We start from the raw sequence: 26,062 nt of genomic DNA on the forward strand, positions 1-26,062 counted from the left end.
GCTGTCGCGGGCAAGTCTTGCCCGCCCGAGCGCGTCCGGAGGAGTCGTGCCACAGATCCAGTACACGGTGCAGATCGCGACGCCAGTTGAGCGCGTCTGGGCCTTCGTCGAGCACCTCCCCAACTGGGCACCGCTGATGGTCGGCTACCAGAAGGTCGTGGAGGTGAACGACCGGCAGTCCATCTGGACTCTCAAGGGCGACGTGGGCATGCTGACCCGCGAGGTGGACCTGCAGGCCGACATCACCGTCTGGGAGCCGCTCAAGCGTGTCGAGTTCACCCTGACCGGCCTGACCGAGAAGCTCTCGGGTTCCGGCAGCTTCACCCTCGAACCGGTGACCGGCGACGACGCCGGGGAGGCCGGGACGCCGGCCGTGGAGTCGTCCGCGGCGGCCGCGCCGATTGCCCCGGCGCCCCGGCGCAAGCGCCGTCGTCTCCGTGAGGCGTTCGCGCGCTTCCAGGCACGGATGATGCGCCGGATGATGAAGCGCGCCGACGGCGCCGACGAGTCTGTGCGCGCCGCGGCCGCGACGATCGCCTCCGCCGCGGCGGACCGCAGCGGCGAGGGATCCCGGCTGACCTTCGAGCTGCACGTGCAGCCGGGCGGCCCCATGGCGCCGATGCTCGAGCTGCTGATGGCGCCGATGCTCGAGCCCGCGGTCTCCGACCTGACCACGGGCATTCGCGCGGCCCTCGAGGCCGGCTGATGTACCCGGGCCTCGCGCACCGGCGGGCTCTGGTGACGGGCGGGGCCACCGGGATCGGCGCGGCCATCGCGCGCCGCCTCGCCGAAGAGGGGGCGTACGTCGCCGTCCTTCACATGGCCGGCACAGCTGCGCTTGTCGCCGAGCTCGGCGAACGGGCGCTTCACACGTCTCGCTGACGCGAACGGCATTCGGCAGGTTAGAATGACTACCTTGCTGATCGTCGTGAGGACGCCCATGGACGCGCCAGACAAGCCCGACTCCCCCATCGGTTCTGCGGACAACGTGCTGCGCCTGATCGCAGCGTTCGAGCAGCACGACAAGCTGCGGGTGGCCGACGTCAGCCGGATGCTCGGGGTCGCGCGGTCGACGGCGCATCGGCTGCTCCGGGTGCTGGTCGCGCACGGCTTCGCGTCGCAGGACGAGCTGTCCAAGGCCTATATCGTCGGGCCCTCGCTGCTGCGCCTGGCCGTGTCGATCTCCCGGGGACTCGACCTCACCACGGTCGCGGCCCCCGTGATGGCCGAGCTCGTGGACGAGCTCGGTGAGACCGTCCACCTCGCCGTTCTGCAGGGCCCGGAGGTCTTTTTCCTCGAGTCCATCGAGACACCGAAGCCGCTTCGTGTAGGTGCCCGGGCCGGTCATCTCCGTCCGGCCTACGCGACGGCGACCGGACGGGTCCTCCTCTCCGAGCTCAGCGACGAGGAACTCCAGGCCCACCTTCCGAGCGTGCTCTCCGCGCTCACGCGCAGAACGGTCACCGACCGCGAAGAGCTCGCGTCGGTCCTGGCGACAGCACGACGGCAGGGCTACGCCTGGAGCCTCGGTGAGAGCGAGGAAGACGTCGCGTCGGTGGCGGTTCCGGTGCGGAACGCGAGCGGCAGGATCGCCGCTGCACTAGCGGCCGCGGCGCCGCCTTCCCGGCTCGGAGAAGAGGACGTCGCGTCGATCGCCGCAAAGCTGACGTTCGGTGCCACCCGGATCAGTTCCCTCCTGCTCTAGCCATATCCAGCCGCGGGCGCGGCAGGCGGGGACGTCGCGCGACTGCCATCACCCGGGAGCAGAGGCTCATCGCGCCCCGCCTCCCCTGGCCACCTCGGCGCGGGCTTCAACAACGAGACGGCCCGAGGAACCGGCAGGTGAGAGCGCCGAGTTGATCTCCGGTGGCTGCATCCTCGATATCGACCCGGCATGCCAACGAGCATGCTCGTTAGCATGTTCGTTAGCATGCGTCGTCCGTACCGGCTGGCGGGGAGAGAACGATGCAGGACGAGGAGCTAGCCGAGATCATCAGGAACCTTCGAACGCTGGGCGGAGACGTCTCCGATGTGGAGGTGAAGAAGTCCCAGCACGAGTTGCCGAAGACCGTCCGGGAGACCCTCTCAGCCTTCGCCAACACCGGCGGTGGGGTGCTCATCCTTGGTCTGGACGAGACCAGGGGGTTCGCGCCGACCGGCGTGCACGATGCCCTGAAGCTCTCCAACGATCTGGCCTCGCTCTGTTCCACCGACATGGAGCCCGCCTTGCGACCGCTGATCCATGTCCATGATTTCGAAGGCGTGAAGCTCGTCGTCGCGGAGATTCCTGAACTGGATCCGGCCCAGCGGCCGTGCTTCTACCGAGGCGCCGGGATGACCAAGGGTAGTTTCGTCCGCGTCGGTGACGGTGACCGGCGTTTGTCGAGTTACGAGGTCCAGATCATGCTGTCCTCACGAGGTCAGCCTCGCGAGGACGAGCAGAGCGTCCCTGGGACCGGCCTTGATCTCCTCGATCCGGCCATGCTGGAGGCGTTCATCGCGCGGATCCGCACCAGTAGGCCGTACGCCTTCAAAGATCTTGACCGCGATGCGCTGCTCAGACGGGCCCGGCTACTGGTGACCGGGCCTGACGGCGCGGACAGTCTTTCCCTTGCCGCACTGATCGCGCTCGGTTCCTATCCTCAGGAGCACTTCCCGCAGCTGATGATCAGCTTCGTCCACTACCCGCCGCCCACCGGGGACGCGTCGGCGGCGGGGACGCGATTCCTGGACAATGTCACCATCGAGGGCCCTATTCCTGTCATGGTCCGCGACGCGCTGGCGGCGGTCCGGCGGAACATGTCCAGGAGGGCCGTCATCGGAGGAGCCGGCCGACAGGACGTGTGGGAATACCCCGAAACCGCTCTCCGAGAGGCTACAGTCAACGCGCTCGTGCACAGGGACCTCTCCAGCGCTGCCCGTGGTACGCAGATCCAGATCGAGATGTACCCCGACAAGCTGACCATCCGGAGCCCGGGCGGCCTGTTCGGCCCGGTCACCATCGACAACCTCACCGAGGAGGGGATCTCTTCCACGCGCAACGCGACCCTGATGAGGATCCTCGAAGACGTTCCCATCCCCGGTGAGACACGAACGGTCTGCGAGAACCGGGGTTCCGGAATCCGCGCCATGGTCGCCGCGCTCCGAGCAGCCGGAATGAGCCCGCCTCAGTTCGATGACCGGATCTCCTCCTTCACCGTCACCATCCCCAACCACGCGTTGCTCAGTGAGAAGACCGTGAGATGGATCGAGAGCCTCGGAGAGAGGGGACTCACCGACAGCCAGTGCATCGCACTGGCGATGCTCCGGGACGGGGAGATCCTGGACAACCGCTCCTACCGGAGCACAGCCGGCGTGGATTCGCGGGTCGCCACGGCCGAGTTGCAGGATCTCGTGGCGCGCGAACTCGTGCTTCAGACAGGGACCCGGCGTTGGGCCCGTTACGAACTGTCCCAACGGCTGCGCGGCCGTACCTCTGCTGGGACCTCGGCTTCCACGCGGGCCGACCGGCGTCCGCAGTTGCTGGACGCGCTCGGCGACGAGACTCTCTCAAGAGCCGAGTTGGCCCGGCGCACCGGCCTCACGGATCAGACGGTACGGCGCTGGCTCTCGATCATGCGGGAGGAAGGCACGGTGGAACTGGTCGGTAGTTCTCCCCGCAGCTCAACCGCCCGGTACCGCCAAACGCGTCAGGGCTCTCTTTTCCCGCCGGCCGATCCTCAGTAGTGAGAGTCGGCACCGGTCCATGGCGTGATCATGCGATCGATCAGCGTCCGAATCGTCCACTGGCTACCGCAATCCGCGCCTCCACGACAAGACGACCGCAGGAAGCCGCAGATGCGTGGCAACGCTGAAGATTTGCGGCGTGCCCGGCCGGGGCACTCTTCGATCAGCCAAAACGGCCCTCACCTGGGGTTTCGCGAAGCCGTCCAGTGATCTTAGGCAGTCGTAGGTCACTGTCGGCAGCCGTACGCCGTTGATCTCGGGATATGCGCAGGATGGCATCGACCCCATTCGCCCAGCCCACATGCCAGGAGCGACAGGTCTCGGGACAGCCCGAGGCCCTCCTGGTGAAGGATCAGGTGCGTGCGAACTGCGCTGTGAATCGGTCACCTGGTACGAAGACCGTCGCAGACGACGGTGATAACGCGGTCGTGGGCGCTGGCGTCGCCTGGGCGACTTCCCGCGCAAGGCAGCCGCTCATCAAGGCTTTCACGTCGGCGAAGGTGATGCCACCCCGTACCGCGCCCGCCCGTCGGGTGGCCTTCAGCATGGCGTGCAGCCGACCTGACACGTCGCTGCCGGCGTCGATGGCAGCCGACTCGATGTCGAACCCGACACCGGCCAGCGACTCCGCCAACCCGCGGTGGTCGGCGCCCTCGTGGGCGAGCGCGGCGAAAAAGGTGAAGAACGCCGTCCCCGGATCCTCGGTCGCCATAAGGGCGTCAGCCCGAGTGGTGAGCAACGCCATGCGATCAAGCAGGACCGCCGCGAACAGGGCCTCTTTGGAGGGAAAGCGGCGGCTGACGGTGCCGGTGCCGGTGCCCACCCCCGCACGTCGCGCGATCTCGTGTACCGGCACGGAAAGCCCTTCGGTCGCGAACATCTCCGCTGCCGCCCGCAGCACCAACGTCCGATTGCGGCGGGCATCGGCACGCGGTGCCCACACAGGCTCCCCCGTCATCGGACGACCCGGCTGTCCAGGGTGCCGACTACTACGCCGCGAACGGTCGGCTACTGAACGCATCGGGCCATCATGCGCCGTCTCGACCAAGTTCCGCGTCACATGACGTCTACACCCAGCGCCGGCTGTGGGTGGAGTCTGAGCGATTGACCGGCGTGACGTACTCATTTCACAGCCGGTCCGACGCGGACGCAGCCCTATGACGCTCCGCTGGCTTCTCAGGATCGCGGCAATCTACCTCGGCGCCCTGGGCGCCGCCTCGCTGCTCGTCCCACAGGCCGCGTCATCCGGCCTGGGCCACGCATCAACAGCTTCGATATATTTGCGACGCGAACCATTGGAGCGACTCTGCTCACGATGGCGATTGAACTGGTCGGCGAGCATGAGCACCGTCATACCGGTCGGAGCGGTCCTCGCCAACGTCTTCATGAATGCTGTGCTCGGCACAGTCGATGCCACCAACATCATCGGCGGCACGATTGACGCCAGCAGTTGGAGCGGCGTGGCCATCCACGCGGCGCTTGTTCTCGCTTTCAGCCTCTGTCTCTTCCGCGCCATACGTCGGCACAAGGCTGCCCCTCTGGCCTGAGCCGGCCTCCGTTTCGTGGCATCCCGACCCGGCCATCGCTGCCGGAACTGAGATACGACGTTCGCCGACTTCGGTGGTAGCTCCGCAGTCTGCACGCCGAACCTTCCGGCGCGGTCGCGGTGCCCGACAAGGGAATGAGGAGCCGCGCCCGGACCAGCCGGGCCAACGGCCGTTCGGCCTGGCTGCGTGGCCAGCACATCACGACCATATCGTCGGCGAACCGCACCATCGCTCCGTCCCCGTCATCCAATGCCCGATTCAATCGGTGCAGTAGACGTTGCAGAGCAAGGATGAAACCGGACCGCGGGCAGGAAGTGACGGGCGAGGAGCGGCCCCGGCCCGGCCGGCTGCCTGGCCGCAGCCCTTCCGACCCCGGCGCCATCGGCCACCGGTCACCCACATGGGAGTACTAGGCGGTACGACCGAGCTGGTGGATACGTCGCACCCGGCCGTCGTCGGCGACGTCACCGATCAGGATCCAATCGATCACCACGTGCCCGCGCTTACGGTGCTCCGTTATGAGGCAGCAGCGTGCGGCGAACTCATGGCCGTTGACGAACAGGTCGTCGATGCGCATCTCGATGGAGGTGACGTTCTTGCGTGCCGGGACCGCATGGCGGACCAATTGGTCGCGGGTGAGCGTTGTGCCGTCGGTTACCCAGACCGCGTCGGCGGTCATAGTGCGGTCCACGATCCGCTCGGGGTCTTCGTCGGAAAGGGCCATGTCGCGGGTGTAGTCGATCAGAAGACGGCGTGCCGCCTGCTCAGTTATCTCTGACATGGTTGTCAGCATTAGCGTTGCCCTTATGGTTGTCAACCGTGTCAGATATAAGGCGGCGGCGTCAGCGGGTGGAGGTCGCCCGCAACCGTGACGCGCTGGTGTCGGCGGCGATCCGGGTTCTCGCCCAGCACCCAGAGGCGAGCATGGCGGAGATCGCATCCATGGCCGGCGTGACGCGGCAGACCGCGTATGTCCACTTCGGCACCCGCGAGGCGCTCCTCGCGGCGGTGCGTGACAAGCTGAACCGCCGTGCGTTCGCCGTGCTGGACGCCGCCGATCTCGAGACAGGTACCGCCACCGAAGCTCTCGGCCGTTTTCTCACCGCAGCCGGAACACTGCTGACCGAGCAGGCGGCAGCCGGTCATGGGGATGCCACCCAGGAGGAAGACGCGTCGCATCACCTGCTGGTCGAGGAGAGCTTGGAGAGCCTGATCCGTCGCGGCCGCGACAGCGGCGAGTTCGCGACCGATCTGGACACCGGCTGGTTGGTCGCCGCGACGATCGCGCTCGGCCACGCCGCCGATCGTCACATCCGCGCCGGCCGCTTGGACGCTCGGGAGGCGGCCAGGCATTTCCGGGCCTCGGTGACGCGCTTGTGCGGCGCCGACGATCCTGACCACATGTAACGCGGTGTGCGGCCCGCGGTGAAGCGCTGATCGCCACCGCCAACAACGGCGCCGACTTCATCGCTGGCGTGCCCAATGTCATCAACTCCGCGGGGACCACAGTCAGTGCCGACAATTTGGGCGGCCCATCGACCCCACCCCGGCACCATCTGCATCCACACGGCTTCAGCCAGCGGATTCGCGATTCCGCGCGACCGCACAAACCGGCCTTCGCCCATATGATCCACAAGTATCGATCGTTTATAGGTGGGCGATATCGACCGCTCCAACACTGGTGCCACGAAAGATCCTTGCCGCGGCGAACACCCGGAAGGTGGCAAATGATTCGCGTAGCAGAGATCACTATTGGAGCGTTTCCAGGCCAGGGCGCGTACTCACCCGGCTGCCTGGAGTCGATGCTGACCGACAACCACGTTCGGCAGGTCGTCGACGAGATCGACGGGATCGCGACCCGGATGCTGGGGCGAGGGCTCAAGGACACGGTCCTGCTGACCACACCCCCCACGGCCGAAGAACTGCTGTCCGACGCGCCGGACGTGCTGCAGGTCGCGGCCTTCGCCACGTCCGTGGCGCTGCACCAGCTGCTGTGCCGCCACGGCGCGGAGATCACTCTGCTGGTGGGACACAGCCTCGGTGAGATCTCCGCGCTCGTCGCCGGGGAAGCACTCACCGTCGCCGAGGGGACCGAGGTGCTCTGTCACCGGATCCTGGCGCTGCGGGAACACGACACCAGCGGCGGCCGGATGCTCGCGCTTTCCTGCGGGCGGGACCGGGCCGAGCAGATCCTGGCGCTGCTTCGTGACGGCGACGCCGTCGTGGCCGTCGACAACGGGCCGAAGCAGACCACGGTGTCCGGCACGCCGGACGCACTCACGAGGATCGAGGCGATCGCGGCGGCCATCGGGGTGCAGGGCACGCCGCTGCTGGCGCCGCATCCCTTCCACAACCCCCTGCTGCAGGAGGCGCGAGCCGACTTCGCGCGCCGCATCGCGGGCGTGCGGGCCCGTGACCTGCGCACGCCCGTCTACTCGCCGATCCTGGGCCGGTACTACCGCGCCGGTGAGGAGCTCGGCCCACTGCTGGCCTCCCACTTCGTCACTCCCGTGCATTTCGGCGACAGCGTGCGGCGGCTGTCCGACGCCGGAGCCCGGATCTGGGTCGAGCTCGGAGCCGGCCGTACGCTGACGAACCTCGCCCGTTCGATCGATTCCAGCACGCTGGCCCTGGTTCCGCTGGCCGGCCGTACCAGCTCGGTCTCCGAGGTGGCGGCCTTCCTGCGCCCCGCCGCGGCTCCGGCGCCCCCCGCCGTTCACACAGCGGCCCCCCTGAGCGTCGGCGCGCCTGTGGCCGGTCCCGCCCACGTCCCGGTGCCCGACGTCATTCCCGTGTCCGCGCCGTCACCGGCCGCCCCGGCCGCCGCCGTCCCGGATCGCGAGGAGATCGCGACCCGGATCAGGCAGCTGTACGCCCGGATCCTGGAATACCCGGAAGAGGTGTTCGAGGACGCGGCCGAACTCGAAGCCGACCTCGGCGTCGACTCCGTCAAGCAGACCGAGATGTTCGCCCAGGTCGCCGAGGCCTTCGGACTCGGAATGCGCCCCGACGGATTCCGCGTCGCCGACTACCCGACCTTCGGCGCCGTCGTGGACTTCGTGCATCGGAGCGCCCCTCCGGTGCCGTCGCCTGCCCCCGCGCCCGCCCCGGCGCCGGTCTCCGCGCCGCCCGTCACGCCCGCGCAGGTCACTCCTGCCCAGGCTCCGGTCGATGCGCCCGCCCCGGCCGCCGCCGTCCCGGATCGCGAGGAGATCGCGACCCGGATCAGGCAGCTGTACGCCCGGATCCTGGAATACCCGGAAGAGGTGTTCGAGGACGCGGCCGAACTCGAAGCCGACCTCGGCGTCGACTCTGTCAAGCAGACCGAGATGTTCGCCCAGGTCGCCGAGGCCTTCGGACTCGGAATGCGCCCCGACGGATTCCGCGTCGCCGACTACCCGACCTTCGGCGCCGTCGTCGGCTTCGTGTGCGCCGCGCTCGACGGGGCGGAGGTCGCTGTCCGATGAGCGAAGGCTTCACGTTGGCAGGCAAGATCGCGCTGGTCACGGGTGGCGCGGGCAGTGTGGGACGGCACATCACCCGGCAGCTCAGCGAGGCGGGGGCCACCGTACTGGTGGGGTGCTTCCACTCCTACGACGCCGCCCGGGAGATGGTGGCCGAGCTCACGGCCGAAGGGCGCAGCGCCGGGGTCGTCCGCGGTTCGGTGGCCAAGCCGGCGCAGGTCGAGAAGATGTTCGCCGAGATCGGCGAGCGGTACGGCCGGCTGGACATCCTGGTGAACAATGCGGCCGCGGGGGTGTTCGTCAGCCTCGACGAGCTCACCGACGAGCACATGGACCGCGCGTTCGCCACCAACGTCAAGGGCGCGCTGTGGTGCTCCCGCGCCGCCAGGCCCCTGCTCGTCCGGGCCGGGGGCGGCGCCATCGTCAACGTCTCCTCGATCGGCGCCTCCTACGCTCCGGCCAACTACCTCGGCGTCGGGATCTCGAAGGCGGCGCTGGAGAGCCTCACCCGTTATCTGGCGGCCGAGTTCGCTCGCGACGGCATCCGCGTCAACGCCGCCTCCGCCGGACTGATCGACAATGAGGTCGGCCGGATGTTCCCCCGCTTCGACTCCGTGCGGGACAACACCGTGGAGGCCACCCCCCTGGGCCGGCTGGCGTCCGAGGCGGACCTGGCGGGCCTGGTGACCTTCCTGGCGACACCGGCCGCCCGGTGGATAACCGGTCAGACGGTCGTCGCCGACGGCGGCCTGGGCCTCCTGCATCGGGCCATGTCCCCCGACCCCGACGTCAGAACGCCGGACACGGCGCCGGTCCCCGCATCCGTCACCGCGCCGGTCCCCGCATCCGTCACGGCACCCGAACCGGCGCCGGAACTCGCCGAGGACGAGGACCCGGTCGTGGTGGTCGGCATGGGCCTTGCCATACCCGGCGCTTCGGGACCCGAGGAGTTCTGGAAGCTGCTGACCGAGGGCGCCGAGCTGTTCACCGAGGTGCCGGCCGACCGCTGGTCGGTGGACGGCTTCCACCACCCCGACCCGGCCACTCCGGACAAGACCTATCAGCGCCGGTCGGGCTTCATGACCGGGTTCACGCCACATCACGCGCTCGCCGCCGAGCTGGCGGACCTGGGTGAGAACCTCGATTACACGGCGCTCTGGCTACGGCACAGCGTCCACCAGGCCCTCGACGGCGTGCGGCGCGACGACGGCGACCGGTTCAGCGTGGTCGTCGGGTACACCCCCGACGGCAGCCAGCACCTGCAGGAATCCCTGGTGCGCCGGGAGGTCCGCGACTTCGCCGCCGGAAACGACGTCGATCCCGACGACCCGGAGCTCCGCGCGTTGCTGGATCGCTGCCTGCCGCTCGGCGATCGGGCGCTGCCACCGCACCGCGTCGGACGGCTGGCCGTTCACGGCCTGCTTCCGGAGGACGCGCCGGTGACGATGCTGGACACCGCCTGCTCGTCGTCGCTGTACGCCATCGACCTGGGCGTACGCGCGCTGATGGCGGGTGAGGCCGACATCGCGGTCTGCGGAGGGGCGTTCGCGCTGGCTCCCTCCGGGTCGGTGCTGTTCTCCAAGCTGCACGGCCTGTCCAGGCGCGGTGAGGTACGCGCCCTGGACAAGTCCGCCGACGGGGTGCTGTTCTCCGACGGCGCCGGAGTCGTGGTGCTGAAACGGCTGTCCCGGGCGCTGGCGGACGGTGATCGCGTCCACGGCGTCGTCTCCGGCATCGGGTTGTCCGCCGACGGTAAGGGCAAGGCCATCTACGCCCCGTCCAGCGGCGGCCAGGAGCTGGCCGTCCAGCGGGCCCTCGCCAAGTCGGGGCTGCGGGCCGGCGAGGTGGACTGGGTGATCGCCCACGCCACCGGGACGCCCGCGGGCGACGAGGCGGAGTTCACCGGGCTGCGTTCGGCCTACGCCGGGGAACGACCCGTCCAGGTCACCTCCAACAAGTCGCTGGTCGGGCATACCGGCTGGGCCGCCGGGGTGGTGTCGATCATCCACGCGCTGCTGGCGCTGCGGCACGGCGTCATCCCCGCCCAGTACCGCTTCACCGAGGCGCCCGCGTACTTCCACACGGACACCACCAACCTCACCATCCCGGCCGAGCCGGTGGCGTGGCCGGCCCGTCCTGAACGGGCGCGCACCGTCGCGGTCTCCGGCTTCGGATTCGGCGGCACCAACGCCCATCTGCTGCTCCAGGAGCACGTACCGGGCCTGCGTTCCGCGTTCGGGTACGGCGAGCGCCGCCCGGAGCCGCTGGTGCTCGTCGGCTGGTCCGCCCATCTTCCCGGGTGTGAGGACGAGGCCGCGGTGGAGCGCTGGGCCAGGGAGCGCGTCGCGCTGCCCGCCTCGTTCGGCGAGGTCTACCCGCCGCCGCCGTTCCAGAAGCTGCGGATGCCGGCCAGCGCCGTACGCGCCACCGACCGCGCCCAACTCATGATCGTCGAGTGTATGCAGCGGCTGGACCCGGCGGTCCGGGCGGCGTGCGACCGGAACCGCGCCGGGACCGGCGTGGTCGTCGGGCACGTCGGCCCCACGCGGAACGCGATCCTGTACGCGCTGCGCGCCTACCAGGACGAGCTGCTGCGCGAGGCCCGTCAGGCGGCCGAACCGGAGCCTCTGCTCACGCTGTTCAAGAAGTTCAACGAGCGGGTGCAGGAGCTGATCGCGGCGCCGGTCGAGGACTCCTTCCCCGGTGAGATGCCCAACGTGGTGCCGGCCCGGTTGTCGAACTACTTCGACCTGCGTGGGCTGAACATCGCGGTGGACGGCGGCCCCGACTCGCTGGCCGGCGCCTTCGAGCTGGCCGGGCGCTACCTGGAGTTCGGCGACATCGACATCGCGCTGGTCGCCGGGGTCAACGGCAACACCCTGCCCTCCTGGCGCGGGCTGCTGGCCGAGAGCGGGGTCGCCGCGGACGCCACCGAGGGGGCCTTCCTGTTCGCGGTCACCCGGCGCTCGTTCGCCGAGAGCGAGGACCTGCCGGTCCTGGCCGAGATCGACGCACTTCTCGAGGGAGGGGCCTGATGCCCTCGCCTGCTGTCACCCTTCCGGGCGCCTGCGGCGCCCCCGGCCTGCTGGCCCTGGTCACCGGCGCGTCCGCCGGCGACGTCAGGCTGGGCGGCCTGACCTTCCGCCGCCCATCCTCCAGACCGCACGGACCGCACGAACCGCAAGGACCGCGCCAACCGCACGAATCGCAGGGGGCGTACGGGGCGGCCGAGCCCGTCGAAGCCGCCGAACACACCGACTCCGATCGCCTGCTCGACAGGTACGTCCTCTCCTTCGCGCCGGCCGTCGCGGAGCGGGTGCGCGACGATGTCGCGGCCCTGCCGCCGGGCGTGGTGCTGGTCACCGGGACCGACCCGGGCAGGCTGGCGCTGCCGCACGACGCGATCACGGTGAACCCCGACGACGACCTGCCCGCCCTGCCGGAGGACGACGGGCCCCGGCACATCAGGGTCCTGGTGGACCTGTCGGATCCGGCGCTGACGGCACCCGGCTGGTCGCCTCAGGCGGAGCGGCTGCTGCGGCTGCACGAGCGCATGTTCCTGGTCGTGCGGCACTACGCGGCCCGCTGTGAGTCACTCCTGGTGACGCTGGTGGGCGGCATCACCGACACGGGGGTCGCGCTGCCGTTCACCGGCCTGTTCACCGGCTTCGTCAAGAGCCTGGCGCTGGAGCTCCCGGCTGTGCCGATCGTGGCCACACTGCACACGGAGACCGACGCCGCCTCGGCGCTCGACGCGGGGGCGGCCGAGCTGGCCAACCGCCGGCTGCTGCCGGTGGTCGCCCACGTGGGCGGACGCAGACTGACCCTGCGCGCGCTCGCCGAGCCGGCCAGGCCCACCGAGCCGCCGGTCGCACGTGAGTCCCTTGTGGTGGCGGCGGGCGGCGCGCGCGGGATCGGCGCCGCGCTGCTGACGGCGCTCGCCGAGCGGTACGGCCCGCGCATCGTGGTGCTCGGCAGCACCCGCCTGGACGTCTACGACCCTGAGTTGCTGGACATCGACCCCGACCAGGCCGCCGCCACACGTCCGGCGTACATCAAAGGGCTGATCACCGGACCCGGCCGGATCGGAGTGGCCGAGGCGAACGCGGCGTTCGACAGGCTCCAGGAGGCCAGAACGGTCCGGCGCACCCTGCGGGAGCTGGAGCGGCACTGCGGCGCGGGCCGTGTCGCCTACCTCCACTGCGACCTGCGCGACCGGGAGGCGGTCGGCCGGGCAACGGACGCGATCGCCGCCGAGCACGGCCGTATCGACCTGCTCGTCAACGTCGCCGGGACCAACAGGGCCTCGGCCGTGGGCACCAAATCCCGGACGGACTTCCTGGCCGTACGGGACCTGAAGCTCCGCACCTATCTGAACCTGAAGAGCGCGCTCGCCGGCGCGCCGCCGCGCCGCTGGTGCAACTTCGGCTCGTTCGTCGGCTTCACCGGTCAGCACGGCGAGACCGACTACGGCTCGGCCAACGACTTCCTCAACAGCTCGTCCGCCTGGGCGGCGGCGCGCGGCGAGACCGAGTTCACCATCGGCTGGACCCTCTGGCGCGACATCGGCCTGGGCGCGACTCCGATCATGAAGGCGTTCCTGGCCAAGGCCGGCCAGTTCACCGCCACCCCGACCGAGGAGGGCGTGGCCCACTTCCTGGCCGAGCTGGGACACCCGGCTCCCCCGGCCATGACCGTGCTGTTCGGCGAGAAGGAACGCGCCGCGATCACCGCGGCCGTCCCCGAGTATCTGGACTGGTGCGCGCACCCGCCCCAGTTCCTCGACAAGGTCGTCCGCGGTCCCGGTGAGCTGACCGCGTCGCGCACCTTCGACCTGGACCGCGACGGCTACCTCAGGATGCACGTGGTCAACGGCTATCCGACGTTGCCGGGCACCTTCGTGCCCGAATTGGCCGCCGAAGCCGCCAAGGCCCTGGTGCCGCATCGGCTGCCGGTGGTCTTCGAGGATGTGCGGCTGGAGTCGTTCCTGCGGGTCTACCGCAACGGCCGTCCCCAGACGAAGAAGATCCACGCTCAGCTGGTCAGCGAGAACGCCGAGGAGTCGGTGGTCCAGGTGCGGATCCTGGGCGACGTGCACGGCCCGGGCGGCCGGATTCTCGCCAAGGACAGGCTGCACTTCTCGGCCACCGTGAGGATGCGTGACGGCTACCGGACCGCGCCCTCGTGGCAGGCGTGGGACGACACCGGCGCGACCCCGGTGGCCGACCCCTACCATGCGCCCGCATCGGCGGCGCTGCTCACCGAGGTGTTCGTCTCGACCGACGGGACCCGGCTGCACCCGCGCGGACGCCGCGCCCGGCTGGCGCTGGACGCCGAGGGAGTGCGGCGCTGGTTCCCCGACCTGCTGGTGCCGTCGGTGCTCCTGGACGGACTGGCCCGGGTCGCCGTACTCGATCTGGTGGACGGCAGGTGGACGCCCGTGGCGATTCCCCGGTCGATCCGCAGGATCGAGGTCTTCGGACCGGACAACGACGCCGTCCTGCTGGGCCGGCGGGTGGAGCTCTACTCCGTACCCGAGCATCTGGATCTGGAGGATGCCGCCGCGGACAACCTCTGTGTCGCCGTCGCGGCGAACGGCGACGTCCTGCTGGAGATCGAGGGGACGACCGGCCAGGTCCTCGGATACGTGGACCAGGAGACCGGTGCCTTCCTCTGCCGTGACGAGTTCGCAAGGAGACAACGATGACAGTCAGCGAGGACCACGGACGGACCGGCGGCGGGGTGTGCCCCTTCACCGGCGCCACGGCCGAGGAGACCAAGCAGGACGTGACCGGTCCCAAGGGGCTGCCGCTGGTCGGCATCACCATGAACCTGGGACTCAACCCGTTGGACTTCACCCTCAAGACCCAGCGGGACTGGGGCTCGATGGTCAAGATCAACCTGATTCCCAACGACTACATCCAGGTCACCAACCCCGAGGCGATCGAGCGGGTGCTGGTCAGCAACATCGGCAACTACCGGCGCGGCAAGCTGTACAAGACGTTCCACTCGTACATGGGCATGGGCCTGCTCACCCTCGACGACGCCGAGTGGCGCGCGCACCGCAAGGTGGTGCAGCCGGCCTTCACCCCCAAGCGGATCGGCGCGTCCATCGCCGAGACCATCGGCGCGGCGCAGGACGTGTTCGACCGGTGGGAGCGGCGCGCGGCCACCGGCGAGGAGTTCGACCTCGTCGTGGACACGATGGACCTCAGCGCCCGGGTGCTGGGCAAGGCGCTCATCAGCAGGGACCTGTCGAGCAAGGAGCGGACCTTCACCAAGGCCGTCGCCGCCGCGCTGGAGGTCATCTTCAAGAACGTCAGCAGCGTCGAGGAGCTGCTGGTGCCCAAGTGGGTGCCCATCGCCTACTTCCGGCGCAAGCGCAATGCGCACAAGGTCCTCAACAAGATCATCGATCGTGAGGTGCGGGAGCGCACGGCCAAGGGGGACCCGGGCGACGACGCGGCCGGGCTGCTCATGAAGTCCGACCTGCCGCCGAACGCGCTGCCGGACAACCTGCGGACCATGTTCCTCGCCGGTTCGGAGACCACCGGGCTGAGCCTCGCGTGGGCCATCTACGAGCTCACCCGGGCGCCCTCCGTGCGGCGGCAGGTCGAGGAGGAGGTGGACCGGGTGCTGCAGGGCCGCATCCCCACCTACGAGGACCTGGACAAGCTGGTGATCACCAAGTCGGTGGTCGACGAGACGCTGCGGCTCTACCCGTCGGTCTGGCAGTTCCCGCGCGACCCGGTCACCGACGACGAACTGGCCGGGCACCATGTCCCCGCCGGAGCCACCGTCATGATCAGCGCGTTCGGCACGCACCGCAACCCGGAGGTCTGGGAGAACCCCAACGCCTTCGACCCCACCCGCTTCCATGACCCGGAGGAGCAGCGGCGCCGCCCCAAGTTCGCCTACCTGCCCTTCGGCGGCGGGCGGCGGCAGTGCATCGGCAAGCCGCTGGCCCTCGCGATCCTGGTCGCGTCCGTCGCGATGGCCTGCCAGCGCTACCGCTTCTCGCTGCCGCTGGACCAGGAGCAGGTCAAGCCCGGCGCGTTCATCACCATCTTCCCGGAGAAGTTCCCGAATAAGGGGATCCGTGTCACCGTGCGCCGCAGGGACCCCGTTGTCTCGGGCGCGCACACGGACACGGGCGCGGACACGAACACGGACACGAACACGGGCCCTGAGCAGGCCGGGCACGTGCCGGCCGAGCAGGAGCGGCCCGAGCAGGAGCAGGTGCGGGCATGACGGCAGGCGGCCGCTCCGTGGGCCGGGTCATCCTGGTCACGGCGATCCCGATGTTCCTGGTCTCGCTCAACAACCTGGTCGTGGTGAACACCCTGCCGGTCATCGCCCGTGACCTGGCCGCCCCGCCGTCCACGCTGCAGTGGGTCATCCACGCGTACGCCCTGGCCTTCGCCGGGCTGCTGCTGACCGGCTCGGCGCTGGGCGACCGGTTCGGGCGGCGCCGGGTGTTCGCGGGCGGTATCGCGATCTTCGCCCTGGGATCGGCCGGGTGCGCGCTCTCGGACTCGATCGGCTCGCTGATCGCCGCTCGGGTCGTCCAGGGCGCCGGAGCGGCCGCCGTGCTCCCCATCTCGCTGACCTTGCTGGCCGCCGGGGTTCCCCCGCGGCGGCGGAACGTCGCCATCGGCCTGTGGAGCGCGGTCAACGGGATGGGCATCGCGCTCGGGCCCCTGGTCGGCGGCGCCCTGGCCGTGGCCCAGGGCTGGCCGTGGGTCTTCTGGATCACCGCGATCACCGGCGCGGTCTTCGTTCCCGTGACCCTGATGGCGGTCGAGGAGAGCACCGGCGACGACGGCAGGCTGGACCTGCCCGGCATGGCGCTGGCGGCGGCGACGGTCGTCTCCCTCGTGTGGGGCATCACCAGGGCCGGCACGGAGGGCTGGGCCGCCCCGCCCGTGCTGGCCGTGCTCGGCCTGGCGCTCGCGCTGGGCGTCGCGTTCGTCACCTGGGAGCGGCGCGCGCGACACCCCCTGCTGCCGCTGCGGTTCTACCGGATTCCGGCGTTCGTCCTGTGCAACGTGGTGTCGCTGGCGATGTTCTTCGGGGTGTTCGGCGCGATCTACTGGCTGATGCAGTATCTGCAGGGCCCCCTCGGATATTCAGCGCTCGAGGCCGGGGTCCGCACTCTGCCGTGGACCGCGATGCCGATGCTGGTCGCGGTGCTGGCCGGGCTGGTCACCGAACGGGCCGGGGCCGGGCGCCTGATCGCCCTCGGCCTGCTGTGCGAGGCGGCCACGCTGGCCTGGAGCGCGCTCCTCATGGCACCGGTCGTGCCGTACTCCCAGATGCTGCCCATGCTGGTCCTCGGCGGGATCGGGATGGGCCTGGTCTTCGCCCCCCTCACCGCCGTCGTGCTCGCCTCGGTCGGTCAGGGCGAGCGAGGCCGCGCGAGCGGGGCCAACACCACCGTGAGAGAGATCGGCTTCGCACTCGGGGTGGCGGTGCTGACCACCGTCGTCACCCGCGCCCACCCCGCGCTCTCCGACCCCGTCGTCTTCGTCGCCGCGGTCCGGCCCGCCGTCTGGCTCGGCGCCGTCGTGCTCGCGGCCGCCGCACTCGCCGCCCTCTTCATTTCCAGGGACGCCGCCGGCCCGTCGATCGCCGTGTCCCGACCGCAAGCAATCGAGGTGTCCAGATGAACGTCGCCGTCGTCGTCAACCCCTCCGCCGCCAGCGGGCGGTTTCGCCACCGGTTACCCCAGGTGCTGTCCACGCTGGAACGCCGCCTCCGGATCGAGGTGCTGACGACCCGCAGCAGCGCCGACGCGGTCGCCGCCTGCGAGCGGGCGCTCGACGGCGGGGCGCAGGCCCTGGTCGCCATCGGCGGTGACGGCACCTTCCACACGGCCCTGCACGCCCTGGACGGGCGGGACGTCCCCTTCGCGCTGATTCCCGCCGGCACCTGCAACGACATGGCCGACGCGCTGGGACTGCCCGCCGACCCGGTGGCCGCGGCCGCGGCCGCCGCGGAGTCCCTCGCCGACGGCAACGTGCAGCAGGTCGACCTCGCCGAGGTCGTCTACCCGGACGGGCGCACGCTGCGGTTCGGCACCGTGCTGGCCATCGGGTACGCGGCGTCGGTGGCCGACCGGGGAGGGCGGCTGAAGTGGCCGGCCGGCCCGCGCCGCTACGACGTCGCGGCGCTGCTGGAGCTCCCGCGCTTCCGGGGCCGGGTCTACGACGTGACCCTGGACGGCGTGGCGGCCCAGCTCCCCGCGGTGCTGTTCTCGGTGGGCAATACCGGCCGATGCGGCGGCAAGCTCCACGTCTGCCCCGACGCCGACATCGCCGACGGCTACCTCGACGTCACCACCCAGGGGCCCAACAGCCTGCCGGCGACGCTCGGCTCGACCATGCGCCTGTTCAGCGGGGTGCGCAGCGCCACCGACACCTCCACCCGCAGGTTCCGCGTACGCGAGATACACGTCGCCTCGGCCGGCCACGTCACGTTCGCCGACGGGGAGCCGCTGCCGCCCCCGCCGTTCACCGTCCACTGCGCGGCAGGCGCCCTGACCGTGCCCAAGGTGGGCTGAACGGTGTCGGTCAGGAAGGTGGCGGTCAGGAAGGTGGCCCTGGTCACCGGGGCCTCCAGCGGCATCGGCGCGGCCACCGCCCACCGGCTGGCCCCCTCTCACCACCTCATCCTGGTGGCCAGGCGTGCCGACCGGCTGAAGGAGCTGGCCGCGGGCATGGACAGCGCTCTCGTCATCGCCGAGGACCTCACCGACCCGGAGGCGGCCGGACGGATCGCCGAACGGGTCGGCGCCGAACACGGCCGGCTGGACCTCCTGGTCAACAACGCCGGAGCGCACTTCGGCGGCGCCTTCGCCGACACGGGGTGGGAGCACGTCCACCGGTCCATGGAGATCAACTTCGCCGCGCACGTGCGGATGACCGGCGCCCTGCTTCCGCTGCTCCGGCGGTCGGCGCCGAGCGCCGTCGTCAACATCGCCAGCGTGGCCGGCCGTATCGGCCTCGCGCACTCGGGCGCGTACTCGGCGGCCAAGTTCGCCCTGAGCGGCTGGACGGAGGCGCTGCACGCCGAGGAGCGCGGCCACGGGGTCCACGTCGCCCTGGTGCTGCCGGGATTCGTGACCACCGAGGGCTTCCGGTACCGCGCCGACCGGGCGAGCCGGCGCACCCGGTGGATGCTCTCCACCCCCGAGGTGACCGCCCGCGCCATCGTCGCGGCGGCCACCGGCCGGACCGGCGAACGGTACACGCCCTGGCCGTGGTGGCTGCTGGCCGCCGGTCGCCGCCTGGTGCCGGGGCTGTACCGGAAGGCCGCCCCCACCATCCGGGCCTGACTCCGGGACTCGGCGCCGCACGTGGACGAGAGGACTTGACACATGACCATCCTGAGACCGGCCCTGCCCTTGGGGCGGTTCTACCTGGACCGGGTGACCAGGCCGGACACGCGCACGCTCATCGCGGAGCGCATGCTCGACGCCCGTGAGGACTACCTGCGCCACCATCTGGTCCGCGGTGTGCCGACCATGCCCGGCTGCTTCGCGGCCGAACTCGCCGCGGAGGCCGCCCAGGAGCTGGTGCCCGACCTGGTGGTGACCGGCCTTCGCGACCTTTCCTTCGAGAGCTTCCTCAAGCTGGGCGGCGGCACCGGGCTCAGCCCCCTGCGGCTGGTGGCGCGGCTGCGCGGCAGGGACGACGACGCCGAGAGCGCCGTCGTCGACGTCCAGGTGCTCGGCGACGTGGTCTCCCCCTCGGGAACCGTGCTGGTCAGGGATCGCCGCCACTTCGCGGCAACGGTCGTGCTCGCCGCCGAACACCCCAGGGCCCCGCGCTGGGCGCCGTGGCCCGCCGCCGAGGCGGTCCCGGTCGTCGATCCGTACCACGTGGCCGGCGGTGCGGTACGGCTCAGCGGGCCTTTCGTGTCGACCACCGGCATCCGGCTGCATCCGCTCGGCGTCCGCGCCTGGTACTCCAAGCCGGTCCCGCCGGACACCACGCCCGGCTCGGTGTTCGACCGGTTCCTGACCCCCGGGTTGCTGCTGGACGGCCTGCTCCGCCTGGCCGCCATGGACCTGGTGCGGGACAGGTACATCCCGGTCGCCGCCCCGACCGCGATCCGCAGGATCGACCTGTACGGCCCGGCCAACGACGCCGAACTGTCGGCGCTGCACGTCCCCGTCGAGCTCATCAGCACGCCGCGCGGGCCGTTCACCGGCGCCGAGCCGGTCACCCGGGGCGTGGCCATGCTGCCCGACGGCCGGGTGCTGCTGCAGATCAAGGACGTGACCGGTTTCCCCACCGGCTACTTCGACACGTTCACCGGCGAGCACGTCGACCGGTCCGTGGTCGAGGACGGCCGCCCGCTGACGCCCCCCGCCCGGGTGGGCGCAGTCCCGATCTAGGCCACGTTCCACGCCGAGGAGGAAGATTCCATGACGAGGATCAAGGCGCCAGGGCCCCGCGGGGGGCGATCGCTGGTGCGCAACGTCGTGAGCTGGCGCAAGGATCCCGCGGGTTTCCTGCTGGCCGCCGCCCAGGACCACGGGGGGGTCGCCCGGCTGCAGCTGGGGCCGTACCTCACGCACCTGGTCACCGACCCGGCCGCCGTCTACCGGGTGGTGGTCGAGAACCACAGGAACTACACGCGCGGCAGGCTTTACGAGCAGTTCAAGCTGGTCATGGGACGCGGTCTGCTGACCTCGGACGGCGCGTACTGGCGCGGGCACCGGCGCGGCGTCCAGCCGCTGTTCCTCAGCAAGGCGATCGGCGCGATCGTGCCCAACGTGGTCGAGGCCACCAACGAGATGCTGGACCGCTGGGAGCGCAGCGCCGCGGACGGCGAGCCGGTCGATCTGGTCGCCGAGATGCTCAGGCTGACCATGGTGACGCTCAGCCGCTCGCTGTTCGGATACGACGTGGACGACACCGTGCCCGCGGTCAAGCAGGTCGTGGACGCCGGCCTGGAGCTGATGTTCATGCACGGCATGATCTCCGAGAAGCTGCCGCGCTGGGTGCCCAACGCCCGCAACCGGCAGATTCGCGACATCCAGGGCTTCCTGACCGAGTTCGTCGCCACCATCCGCGACAACCACAGCAGGACCGGGCAGGGCCCGCTCGTCGAGCTGATGGAGGCCGCGGTCGATCCGGAGACCGGGCGGCGCTGGACGGACCAGGAGATCCGCGACGAGCTGATCACCGTCTACATGGCCGGGCACGAGACCACCGCCACCGCCGCCGCGTGGACCCTGCACGCCATCGCCACCCACTCGTGGATCGACGAGGAGCTGACCGGCGAGGCGCAGCGGGTGCTGGCCGGGCGGGACCCGGTGCACGCCGACGCCGATCAGCTGACCTTCGCCGGGATGGTCGTCCAGGAGGCGCTGCGGATGTACCCGCCGATCTGGATCTATCCGAGGGACGCCGTCGATGACGACGAGCTGAACGGCTACCACATCCCGGCCGGGTCATCGGTGGTGCTCTCGCCGCTGGTCTCCCAGCGCAACCCCGAGCTGTTCCCCAACCCGCACGTGTTCGACCCGCACCGCTTCGCCGGAGACGCGGTCAAGCGGCTGCCCCGGCTGTCGTACTACCCGTTCGGCGGCGGTCCCCGGATGTGCGTGGGCAACCTCATGGCGCTGCTCGAACTGAAGCTCGTCATCTCGATGATCACCCAGCGGTTCCGGCTGGAGCCCGTGTCCGGCGCCCAGGTGCCGTACGGGCACTCGATCATCTCGCTGCGCCCGGAGGGCGAGCTGCGGGTCCGCCTGCGTCCCCGCACCCGGGAGCTGGCCGCGGCGGGAGGCCGGTCATGAGCGCCGCCGCCCCCGGCGAGATCCTGCGTCAGACGCTGACCCTCTGCCCGCTCCCCCCGGCGCCGGCGCCGCCCGAGGACGTGCTGGACGGCCGCAGAGTCCTGGTGATCAACGGTTCCGACCCGGTGCGGCGCTCGGTGTGCCGCGCCGTCTGCCGGTACGGCGGGACCCCGGTCACCGATCCGGTCACCGATCCGGACGCCACCCGGATCGACGCGATCATCGACCTGACCCTGCACGGCGACCCCGAGGAGACCCGTCCCGGGGCGTGGCGGGAGCCGATGCGACGGACCGTGGCCGCTCTCCAGCACGTCTACCCGGACTGGGTCACCGAGACCGACGCCCGCAGGCTGCACTACGTGGCGGTCACCGCGATGGGCGGCCCCATGGGCCTGAGGCCGGAGCAGGACTCCCGGCCGCTCAGCGGGATATGGGCCGGGATCGCCAAGACCCTGCCCAGGGAGCTGGCCGCCTGCCAGTCCCGCGTGATCGACCTCGGCCCGGTGGCGGACCCGGGCGAGGCGATCGTGCGGGAGATGTTCGCAGGCGACCTGCTGGAGGTGGGACTGCGCTACGAGGAGCGGCTCACCATCCTGCCCAGGCAGTCGGCGGTGGACGGCGCGCCGATCGAGATGACGCCGGCCGACGTGCTGCTGCTGACCGGCGGCGGCCGGGGCATCGGATTCGAGATCGCCGCGGAGATGGCCCGCGGCACCGGCTGCCGGGTGATCGTGAGCGGACGGACGAGGCTGCCCGGCGAGGACACGCCGTGGCTGACGGCCGGCGAGGACGAGTTCGCCGAACTGGCCCTGCGTGCCTACCGTGAGCGCGAGCCCGGCGAGCCGCTGCCGGTCGTGCGCCGCCGGATCGAGGGGATGCGCCAGGTCCGCGAGATCTACGGGAACCTCCGGCGGGCGAGGGAGGCCGGCCTGCGGATCGACTATCACGCCGCCGACGTCACCCGGGCCGAGGACCTGGCCGGGCTCCTCGCCGCGGCCGGGCCGGGGCTGTCGATGGTCGTGCACAACGCGGGCGTCGACGCGCCCACCCGGCTGCCGCGCAAGACCGCCGAGGAGTTCCTGCGGGTCATCGAGGTCAAGGTGGACGGCTTTCTGCGGCTCACCGAGGCGCTGGAAGGACGCCCCCTGAGGATGCTGTGCGCGGTGGGCTCCTTGACCGGGCGATACGGCGGCATGATCGGCCAGATCGACTACGCGGCGGCCAACGAGGGGCTCGCGCGGCTGGCCATGTGGACCGGGCACTCCGCCGACCATCCGGTGAAGTCGCTGTCCTGGCCGACCTGGCACGACCTGGGGCTGATCACCAACCTGGGCGCGGCGAGCCGGTACATGACGCCGATCTCCGTCCCCACCGGCGTGGCGGCCTGGCGGGCCGAGCTGGCCCACGCAGGATCCGGCGAGATCGGCTTCGTGGCCGACATCGGGGAGATCACCCCGCGGCAGCTGTGCGGCATCACGCTGCCGTCCGACTGGGAGGGCCGCACCGAGTTGCTCACCCGCAGATTCCTGCTCGGCCAGGTCGTACGGTACGGGCCGGGGACGCTGCTGGAGACCGAGCACAGGATCGACGGGGAGTGGGCCGCCTTCCTGGACGACGTACGCGTGGCAGGCGTGCGGGGCGTGCCCATCTCGCTGCTGCTGGAGTACATGCTCGCCGGCGCCTCCTGGCTGGCGCCGCCGCTCGGCCCGCTGCTGCCGGTCGCGGGGATGCGGGACGTGTGGGTCGACGCCGGTGCGCTGGCGGCCGGCGGCGGTTCGGCCGTGTTCCACCGGCTGGTCCGGCCCGACCCGCACTCGCCGGACTGGCAGGTGCGCGTGGAGCTGTCGCGCGACGGCCGGCCGTTCGCGCGCGGCACCGCGGTGTTCCAGCCGGAGCCCCCGCCGTCCGTCATCGGACGGGGCGGGCCACCCGAACGGCGCGCCAGGGACTACCTCTGGCGGCCCTTCCTGACCGACGTGGACTCCTGGACCCTTGACGACCAGGCGGGATGCTGGTCGGCCGAGGTGACGCGCACCCGGGCCTCCGACCTGTTCACCATGACCAGCCCGCCCCGGATCACCCTGCCGATCGCCCATCTGGAGGCGGCCATCGCCACGGCCTCCGGCCGCTCGGAGGTATGGCGGCTGGCCTCGCTCGACCTGCACGAGCCGCGGGGAACACCCGCCCGCCTGCTGCTCGGCGCGGACGGCGCCGGGCAGGTCGTCGACGCCGAGAGGCGGCCCCTCGTCTCGATCGGCCGCTGCCGGTGGGACGACCAGCCGTGAGGACCTCGACCTCGGGCATGGTGAACTGCCAGATCTGGTGGGCCACGACCGCGATGGCCCGGTGGTGGCATCCCGGCCTCCTGTCTCACGCGGAACGCGAGCGCCGCGGGCGACTGCGGCACACGGCCGACCGGGACCGCTTCACGGTGGGGGTCGCGCTGACCAGGCTCGTGCTGGCCGGCAGGCTCGGCGTGGATCCACGCGCGCTGCGGCTGGAGCGCCGGTGCGCCGGCTGCGGCGGTGCGCACGGAAAGCCTCGCCTGTCCGGCCCGTACGAAATCGGCTTTTCCGTGTCGCACACCGACGAGGTGGTGGTGCTGGCGCTCGCCGGGGACTCCATGGTCGGGGTGGACGTGGAGCGACTGGGCCGGGTCCGCGACCTGAGGGCGCTCGGACAGGCGCTGCTGTCGCCGGACGAACGCGGCGGGCCCCTCACGGAGACCGCCCTGCTCCGCCGCTGGGTGCGCAAGGAGGCCGTGGTCAAGGCCACGGGCGACGGCCTGAAGGTCCCGCTCGCCGACCTGGCGGTCTCCGCGCCCGGAACGCCCGCCCGGCTGCTCGGCTGGCGGACCCGCCCCGAACTGTGCTCCCGCATGACACTGCGCGACCTGCACCCCGCCGCCGGTTACCTGGCCTCCCTGGCGGTCGCGACCACGGCACGCGGCCCGATCACCGTCTGGGAACGCGACGCCGGCCCCGTGCTCGCCACAGAGCCCGGCACATCAACCGAGAGGGAGTTCGATCATGACGATGACCGTACCGGCCGGGCTGGTGAGCGACCTGGCGGTGGATCGGCGCGACCCCCGCGCGCGGCTGGCCGCGCTGCTTGATCCCGGCAGCCTGTCCCCGATCCACGACGGCGACGGCGGAGTGGTCTCGGCCAGGGGAACGGCCCAGGGCACCGCGGTGATCGCCTTCGCCACCGACGCCACCCGGATGGGCGGGGCGCTGGGCACCGCCGGTTGCCGCGCCATCGTCCAGGCGATCGACCTGGCCGTGGCCGAAGGCGTCCCGGTCGCCGGGCTCTGGCACTCCGGTGGGGCCCGGCTGGGCGAAGGCGTGGAGGCGCTCGACGCCGTCGGGCGGGTGTTCGCCGCCATGGTGCGGGCCTCGGGAAAGGTGCCGCAGATCTCCGTGGTCCTCGGGCCCGCCGCCGGCGGAGCCGCGTACGGCCCGGCCCTGACCGACCTGGTCATCATGGCTCCCGCCGCCCGCGTGTTCGTCACCGGCCCCGACGTCGTACGCTCGGTCACCGGCGAGGACGTCGACATGGAGACGCTGGGCGGGCCCGGCGTCCACGGCACGCGCAGCGGGGTCACCCATCTGGTCGCGGCCGACGACGACGACGCGCTGGCCCAGGCCCGCCGCCTGCTGAACCTGCTGGGCGACCAGGGCTCGCTCGACGCCATGTCCGCGGCCGACGACCGCGATCTCAGCCGGCTCCTGCCCGGCAACCGTCGGCGCGCCTACGACATCCGCCCGCTGGTGACCGAACTGCTCGACGGCCCGCCGGTGCACCTCCAGGCGAAGTGGGCACGCAACGTGGTCACCGCCGTCGGGCGGCTGGCCGGCCGCACGGTGGGAGTGCTGGCCAACAACCCGCTGTACACGGGCGGCTGCCTCGACGCGACCTCCGCGGAGAAGGCGGCCCGTTTCGTGCGGATGTGCGATTCCCTGGGCGTTCCGCTGATCGTGCTGGTGGACGTGCCCGGCTATCTGCCGGGCACGAGTCAGGAGCACGGCGGGGTCGTGCGCCGCGGCGCCAAGCTGCTGCACGCCTTCGCCGAAGCCACCGTGCCCAGGATCACGCTCGTCGTCCGCAAGGCGTACGGCGGGGCGTACATCGCGATGAACTCCCGTTCGCTCGGCGCCACCGCCGTGTTCGCCTGGCCGGACGCCGAGGTGGCCGTGATGGGCGCCGAGGCCGCGGTGGACGTCCTGTCCCGCAAGGTGCTGGCCGCCGCTCCGGAGGAGGAGCGCGCGGAGCTCAAGGCGAGGCTCGTCGCCGAGCACGAGCGCGCCGCGGGAGGACTCGGCAGGGCGCTGGCCCTGGGCGCGGTGGACGAGGTCGTCGAGCCCGCGGGCACCCGGTTCCGCCTGGCTCTGGAGCTGTCGGAGGCGCTCGCCGCCGACCCGGGGCGCCGGGGGCGGCACGGCAACATTCCCCTCTAACAAAGAGATCAGACAGCGAGTAGAGGCCGCGTATAGACGGCGCTGCTGTGATGAGAC

Annotated in this window: 20 protein-coding genes; 18 read left to right on the forward strand and 2 right to left on the reverse strand. The window is 71.1% G+C overall.

Going from position 1 to position 26,062, the window contains the following annotated elements; genetic code table 11:
• Positions 1-46 precede the first annotated feature (46 nt).
• The 4 genes from FLX07_RS31875 (at position 47) to FLX07_RS31890 (ending at position 3,726) form a co-directional block, all read left to right on the forward strand.
• The gene (locus tag FLX07_RS31875; protein WP_167748465.1) at positions 47-706 is read left to right on the forward strand and encodes an SRPBCC family protein; all 660 of its coding nucleotides are present in this window, start codon (positions 47-49) and stop codon (positions 704-706) included.
• Entirely contained in the window at positions 706-882 is a 177-nt protein-coding gene (locus FLX07_RS31880) for an SDR family NAD(P)-dependent oxidoreductase (protein WP_142575399.1), read from the forward strand. The genes FLX07_RS31875 and FLX07_RS31880 overlap by 1 nt, the downstream gene beginning before the upstream one ends.
• 34 nt (positions 883-916) lie before the next feature.
• On the forward strand, positions 917-1,705 hold the full coding sequence (locus FLX07_RS31885; protein ID WP_167748466.1) for an IclR family transcriptional regulator: 789 nt from the start codon (positions 917-919) through the stop codon (positions 1,703-1,705).
• A gap of 260 nt (positions 1,706-1,965) precedes the next feature.
• The gene (locus FLX07_RS31890; protein ID WP_142575401.1) at positions 1,966-3,726 is read left to right on the forward strand and encodes an ATP-binding protein; all 1,761 of its coding nucleotides are present in this window, start codon (positions 1,966-1,968) and stop codon (positions 3,724-3,726) included.
• Positions 3,727-4,078: 352 nt separating this feature from the next.
• On the opposite strand, the gene FLX07_RS31895 is transcribed toward FLX07_RS31890, so the two are convergent.
• The gene (locus FLX07_RS31895) at positions 4,079-4,627 is read right to left on the reverse strand and encodes a TetR/AcrR family transcriptional regulator (RefSeq protein ID WP_229689774.1); all 549 of its coding nucleotides are present in this window, start codon (positions 4,625-4,627) and stop codon (positions 4,079-4,081) included.
• Positions 4,628-5,066: 439 nt separating this feature from the next.
• Here FLX07_RS31895 and FLX07_RS31905 point away from each other — a divergent pair, with 439 nt between their 5' ends.
• Positions 5,067-5,273: a hypothetical protein gene (locus FLX07_RS31905; protein ID WP_142575404.1), complete on the forward strand. Its 207-nt coding sequence runs from the start codon at positions 5,067-5,069 to the stop codon at positions 5,271-5,273.
• Between the two features lie 409 nt (positions 5,274-5,682).
• Here FLX07_RS31905 and FLX07_RS31910 read toward each other — a convergent pair whose 3' ends face one another.
• Positions 5,683-6,066, reverse strand: coding sequence for a nuclear transport factor 2 family protein (locus tag FLX07_RS31910; protein ID WP_167748467.1), 384 nt, complete (start codon positions 6,064-6,066; stop codon positions 5,683-5,685).
• Positions 6,067-6,122: 56 nt separating this feature from the next.
• Here FLX07_RS31910 and FLX07_RS31915 point away from each other — a divergent pair, with 56 nt between their 5' ends.
• The 13 genes from FLX07_RS31915 (at position 6,123) to FLX07_RS31975 (ending at position 26,005) form a co-directional block, all read left to right on the forward strand.
• The gene (locus FLX07_RS31915) at positions 6,123-6,680 is read left to right on the forward strand and encodes a TetR/AcrR family transcriptional regulator (protein ID WP_167748468.1); all 558 of its coding nucleotides are present in this window, start codon (positions 6,123-6,125) and stop codon (positions 6,678-6,680) included.
• Positions 6,681-7,000: 320 nt separating this feature from the next.
• Positions 7,001-8,740, forward strand: coding sequence for an acyltransferase domain-containing protein (locus tag FLX07_RS31920; protein ID WP_167748469.1), 1,740 nt, complete (start codon positions 7,001-7,003; stop codon positions 8,738-8,740).
• On the forward strand, positions 8,737-11,772 hold the full coding sequence (locus FLX07_RS31925; protein ID WP_142575408.1) for an SDR family oxidoreductase: 3,036 nt from the start codon (positions 8,737-8,739) through the stop codon (positions 11,770-11,772). The genes FLX07_RS31920 and FLX07_RS31925 overlap by 4 nt, the downstream gene beginning before the upstream one ends.
• Entirely contained in the window at positions 11,772-14,444 is a 2,673-nt protein-coding gene (locus FLX07_RS31930) for an SDR family NAD(P)-dependent oxidoreductase (protein WP_142575409.1), read from the forward strand. Before FLX07_RS31925 ends, FLX07_RS31930 begins: the two co-directional genes overlap by 1 nt.
• Positions 14,441-15,988, forward strand: a complete 1,548-nt coding sequence (locus FLX07_RS31935; protein WP_142575410.1) for a cytochrome P450 — start codon at positions 14,441-14,443, stop codon at positions 15,986-15,988. Before FLX07_RS31930 ends, FLX07_RS31935 begins: the two co-directional genes overlap by 4 nt.
• Positions 15,985-17,406, forward strand: a complete 1,422-nt coding sequence (locus FLX07_RS31940; protein WP_142575411.1) for an MFS transporter — start codon at positions 15,985-15,987, stop codon at positions 17,404-17,406. Before FLX07_RS31935 ends, FLX07_RS31940 begins: the two co-directional genes overlap by 4 nt.
• Positions 17,403-18,299: a diacylglycerol/lipid kinase family protein gene (locus FLX07_RS31945; RefSeq protein WP_142575412.1), complete on the forward strand. Its 897-nt coding sequence runs from the start codon at positions 17,403-17,405 to the stop codon at positions 18,297-18,299. The genes FLX07_RS31940 and FLX07_RS31945 overlap by 4 nt, the downstream gene beginning before the upstream one ends.
• Positions 18,300-18,302: 3 nt before the next feature.
• Positions 18,303-19,073 carry an SDR family NAD(P)-dependent oxidoreductase gene (locus FLX07_RS31950; protein ID WP_208762488.1) on the forward strand — a complete coding sequence of 257 codons (771 nt, stop codon included), beginning with the start codon at positions 18,303-18,305 and terminating at the stop codon, positions 19,071-19,073.
• Positions 19,074-19,115: 42 nt separating this feature from the next.
• Positions 19,116-20,138, forward strand: a complete 1,023-nt coding sequence (locus FLX07_RS31955) for a hotdog family protein (protein WP_142575413.1) — start codon at positions 19,116-19,118, stop codon at positions 20,136-20,138.
• A gap of 30 nt (positions 20,139-20,168) precedes the next feature.
• Positions 20,169-21,548 carry a cytochrome P450 gene (locus tag FLX07_RS31960; RefSeq protein ID WP_142575414.1) on the forward strand — a complete coding sequence of 460 codons (1,380 nt, stop codon included), beginning with the start codon at positions 20,169-20,171 and terminating at the stop codon, positions 21,546-21,548.
• The gene (locus FLX07_RS31965) at positions 21,545-23,833 is read left to right on the forward strand and encodes a KR domain-containing protein (protein WP_142575415.1); all 2,289 of its coding nucleotides are present in this window, start codon (positions 21,545-21,547) and stop codon (positions 23,831-23,833) included. Before FLX07_RS31960 ends, FLX07_RS31965 begins: the two co-directional genes overlap by 4 nt.
• Positions 23,830-24,663 carry a 4'-phosphopantetheinyl transferase family protein gene (locus tag FLX07_RS31970; RefSeq protein WP_229689769.1) on the forward strand — a complete coding sequence of 278 codons (834 nt, stop codon included), beginning with the start codon at positions 23,830-23,832 and terminating at the stop codon, positions 24,661-24,663. The genes FLX07_RS31965 and FLX07_RS31970 overlap by 4 nt, the downstream gene beginning before the upstream one ends.
• Positions 24,584-26,005: an acyl-CoA carboxylase subunit beta gene (locus FLX07_RS31975; RefSeq protein ID WP_142575433.1), complete on the forward strand. Its 1,422-nt coding sequence runs from the start codon at positions 24,584-24,586 to the stop codon at positions 26,003-26,005. Before FLX07_RS31970 ends, FLX07_RS31975 begins: the two co-directional genes overlap by 80 nt.
• Positions 26,006-26,062: the final 57 nt, after the last annotated feature.

The organism is Microbispora bryophytorum (assembly GCF_006874465.1).
Lineage (GTDB): Bacteria > Actinomycetota > Actinomycetes > Streptosporangiales > Streptosporangiaceae > Microbispora > Microbispora bryophytorum.

Coding starts and splice junctions, on each gene's coding strand:
- FLX07_RS31880 (WP_142575399.1), top strand. CDS start 706: ATGTACCCGGGCCTCGCGCACCGGCGGGCTCTGGTGACGGGCGGGGCC.
- FLX07_RS31890 (WP_142575401.1), top strand. CDS start 1,966: ATGCAGGACGAGGAGCTAGCCGAGATCATCAGGAACCTTCGAACGCTG.
- FLX07_RS31905 (WP_142575404.1), top strand. CDS start 5,067: ATGAGCACCGTCATACCGGTCGGAGCGGTCCTCGCCAACGTCTTCATG.
- FLX07_RS31910 (WP_167748467.1), bottom strand. CDS start 6,066: ATGCTGACAACCATGTCAGAGATAACTGAGCAGGCGGCACGCCGTCTT.
- FLX07_RS31920 (WP_167748469.1), top strand. CDS start 7,001: ATGATTCGCGTAGCAGAGATCACTATTGGAGCGTTTCCAGGCCAGGGC.
- FLX07_RS31925 (WP_142575408.1), top strand. CDS start 8,737: ATGAGCGAAGGCTTCACGTTGGCAGGCAAGATCGCGCTGGTCACGGGT.
- FLX07_RS31930 (WP_142575409.1), top strand. CDS start 11,772: ATGCCCTCGCCTGCTGTCACCCTTCCGGGCGCCTGCGGCGCCCCCGGC.
- FLX07_RS31935 (WP_142575410.1), top strand. CDS start 14,441: ATGACAGTCAGCGAGGACCACGGACGGACCGGCGGCGGGGTGTGCCCC.
- FLX07_RS31940 (WP_142575411.1), top strand. CDS start 15,985: ATGACGGCAGGCGGCCGCTCCGTGGGCCGGGTCATCCTGGTCACGGCG.
- FLX07_RS31945 (WP_142575412.1), top strand. CDS start 17,403: ATGAACGTCGCCGTCGTCGTCAACCCCTCCGCCGCCAGCGGGCGGTTT.
- FLX07_RS31955 (WP_142575413.1), top strand. CDS start 19,116: ATGACCATCCTGAGACCGGCCCTGCCCTTGGGGCGGTTCTACCTGGAC.
- FLX07_RS31960 (WP_142575414.1), top strand. CDS start 20,169: ATGACGAGGATCAAGGCGCCAGGGCCCCGCGGGGGGCGATCGCTGGTG.
- FLX07_RS31965 (WP_142575415.1), top strand. CDS start 21,545: ATGAGCGCCGCCGCCCCCGGCGAGATCCTGCGTCAGACGCTGACCCTC.
- FLX07_RS31975 (WP_142575433.1), top strand. CDS start 24,584: ATGACCGTACCGGCCGGGCTGGTGAGCGACCTGGCGGTGGATCGGCGC.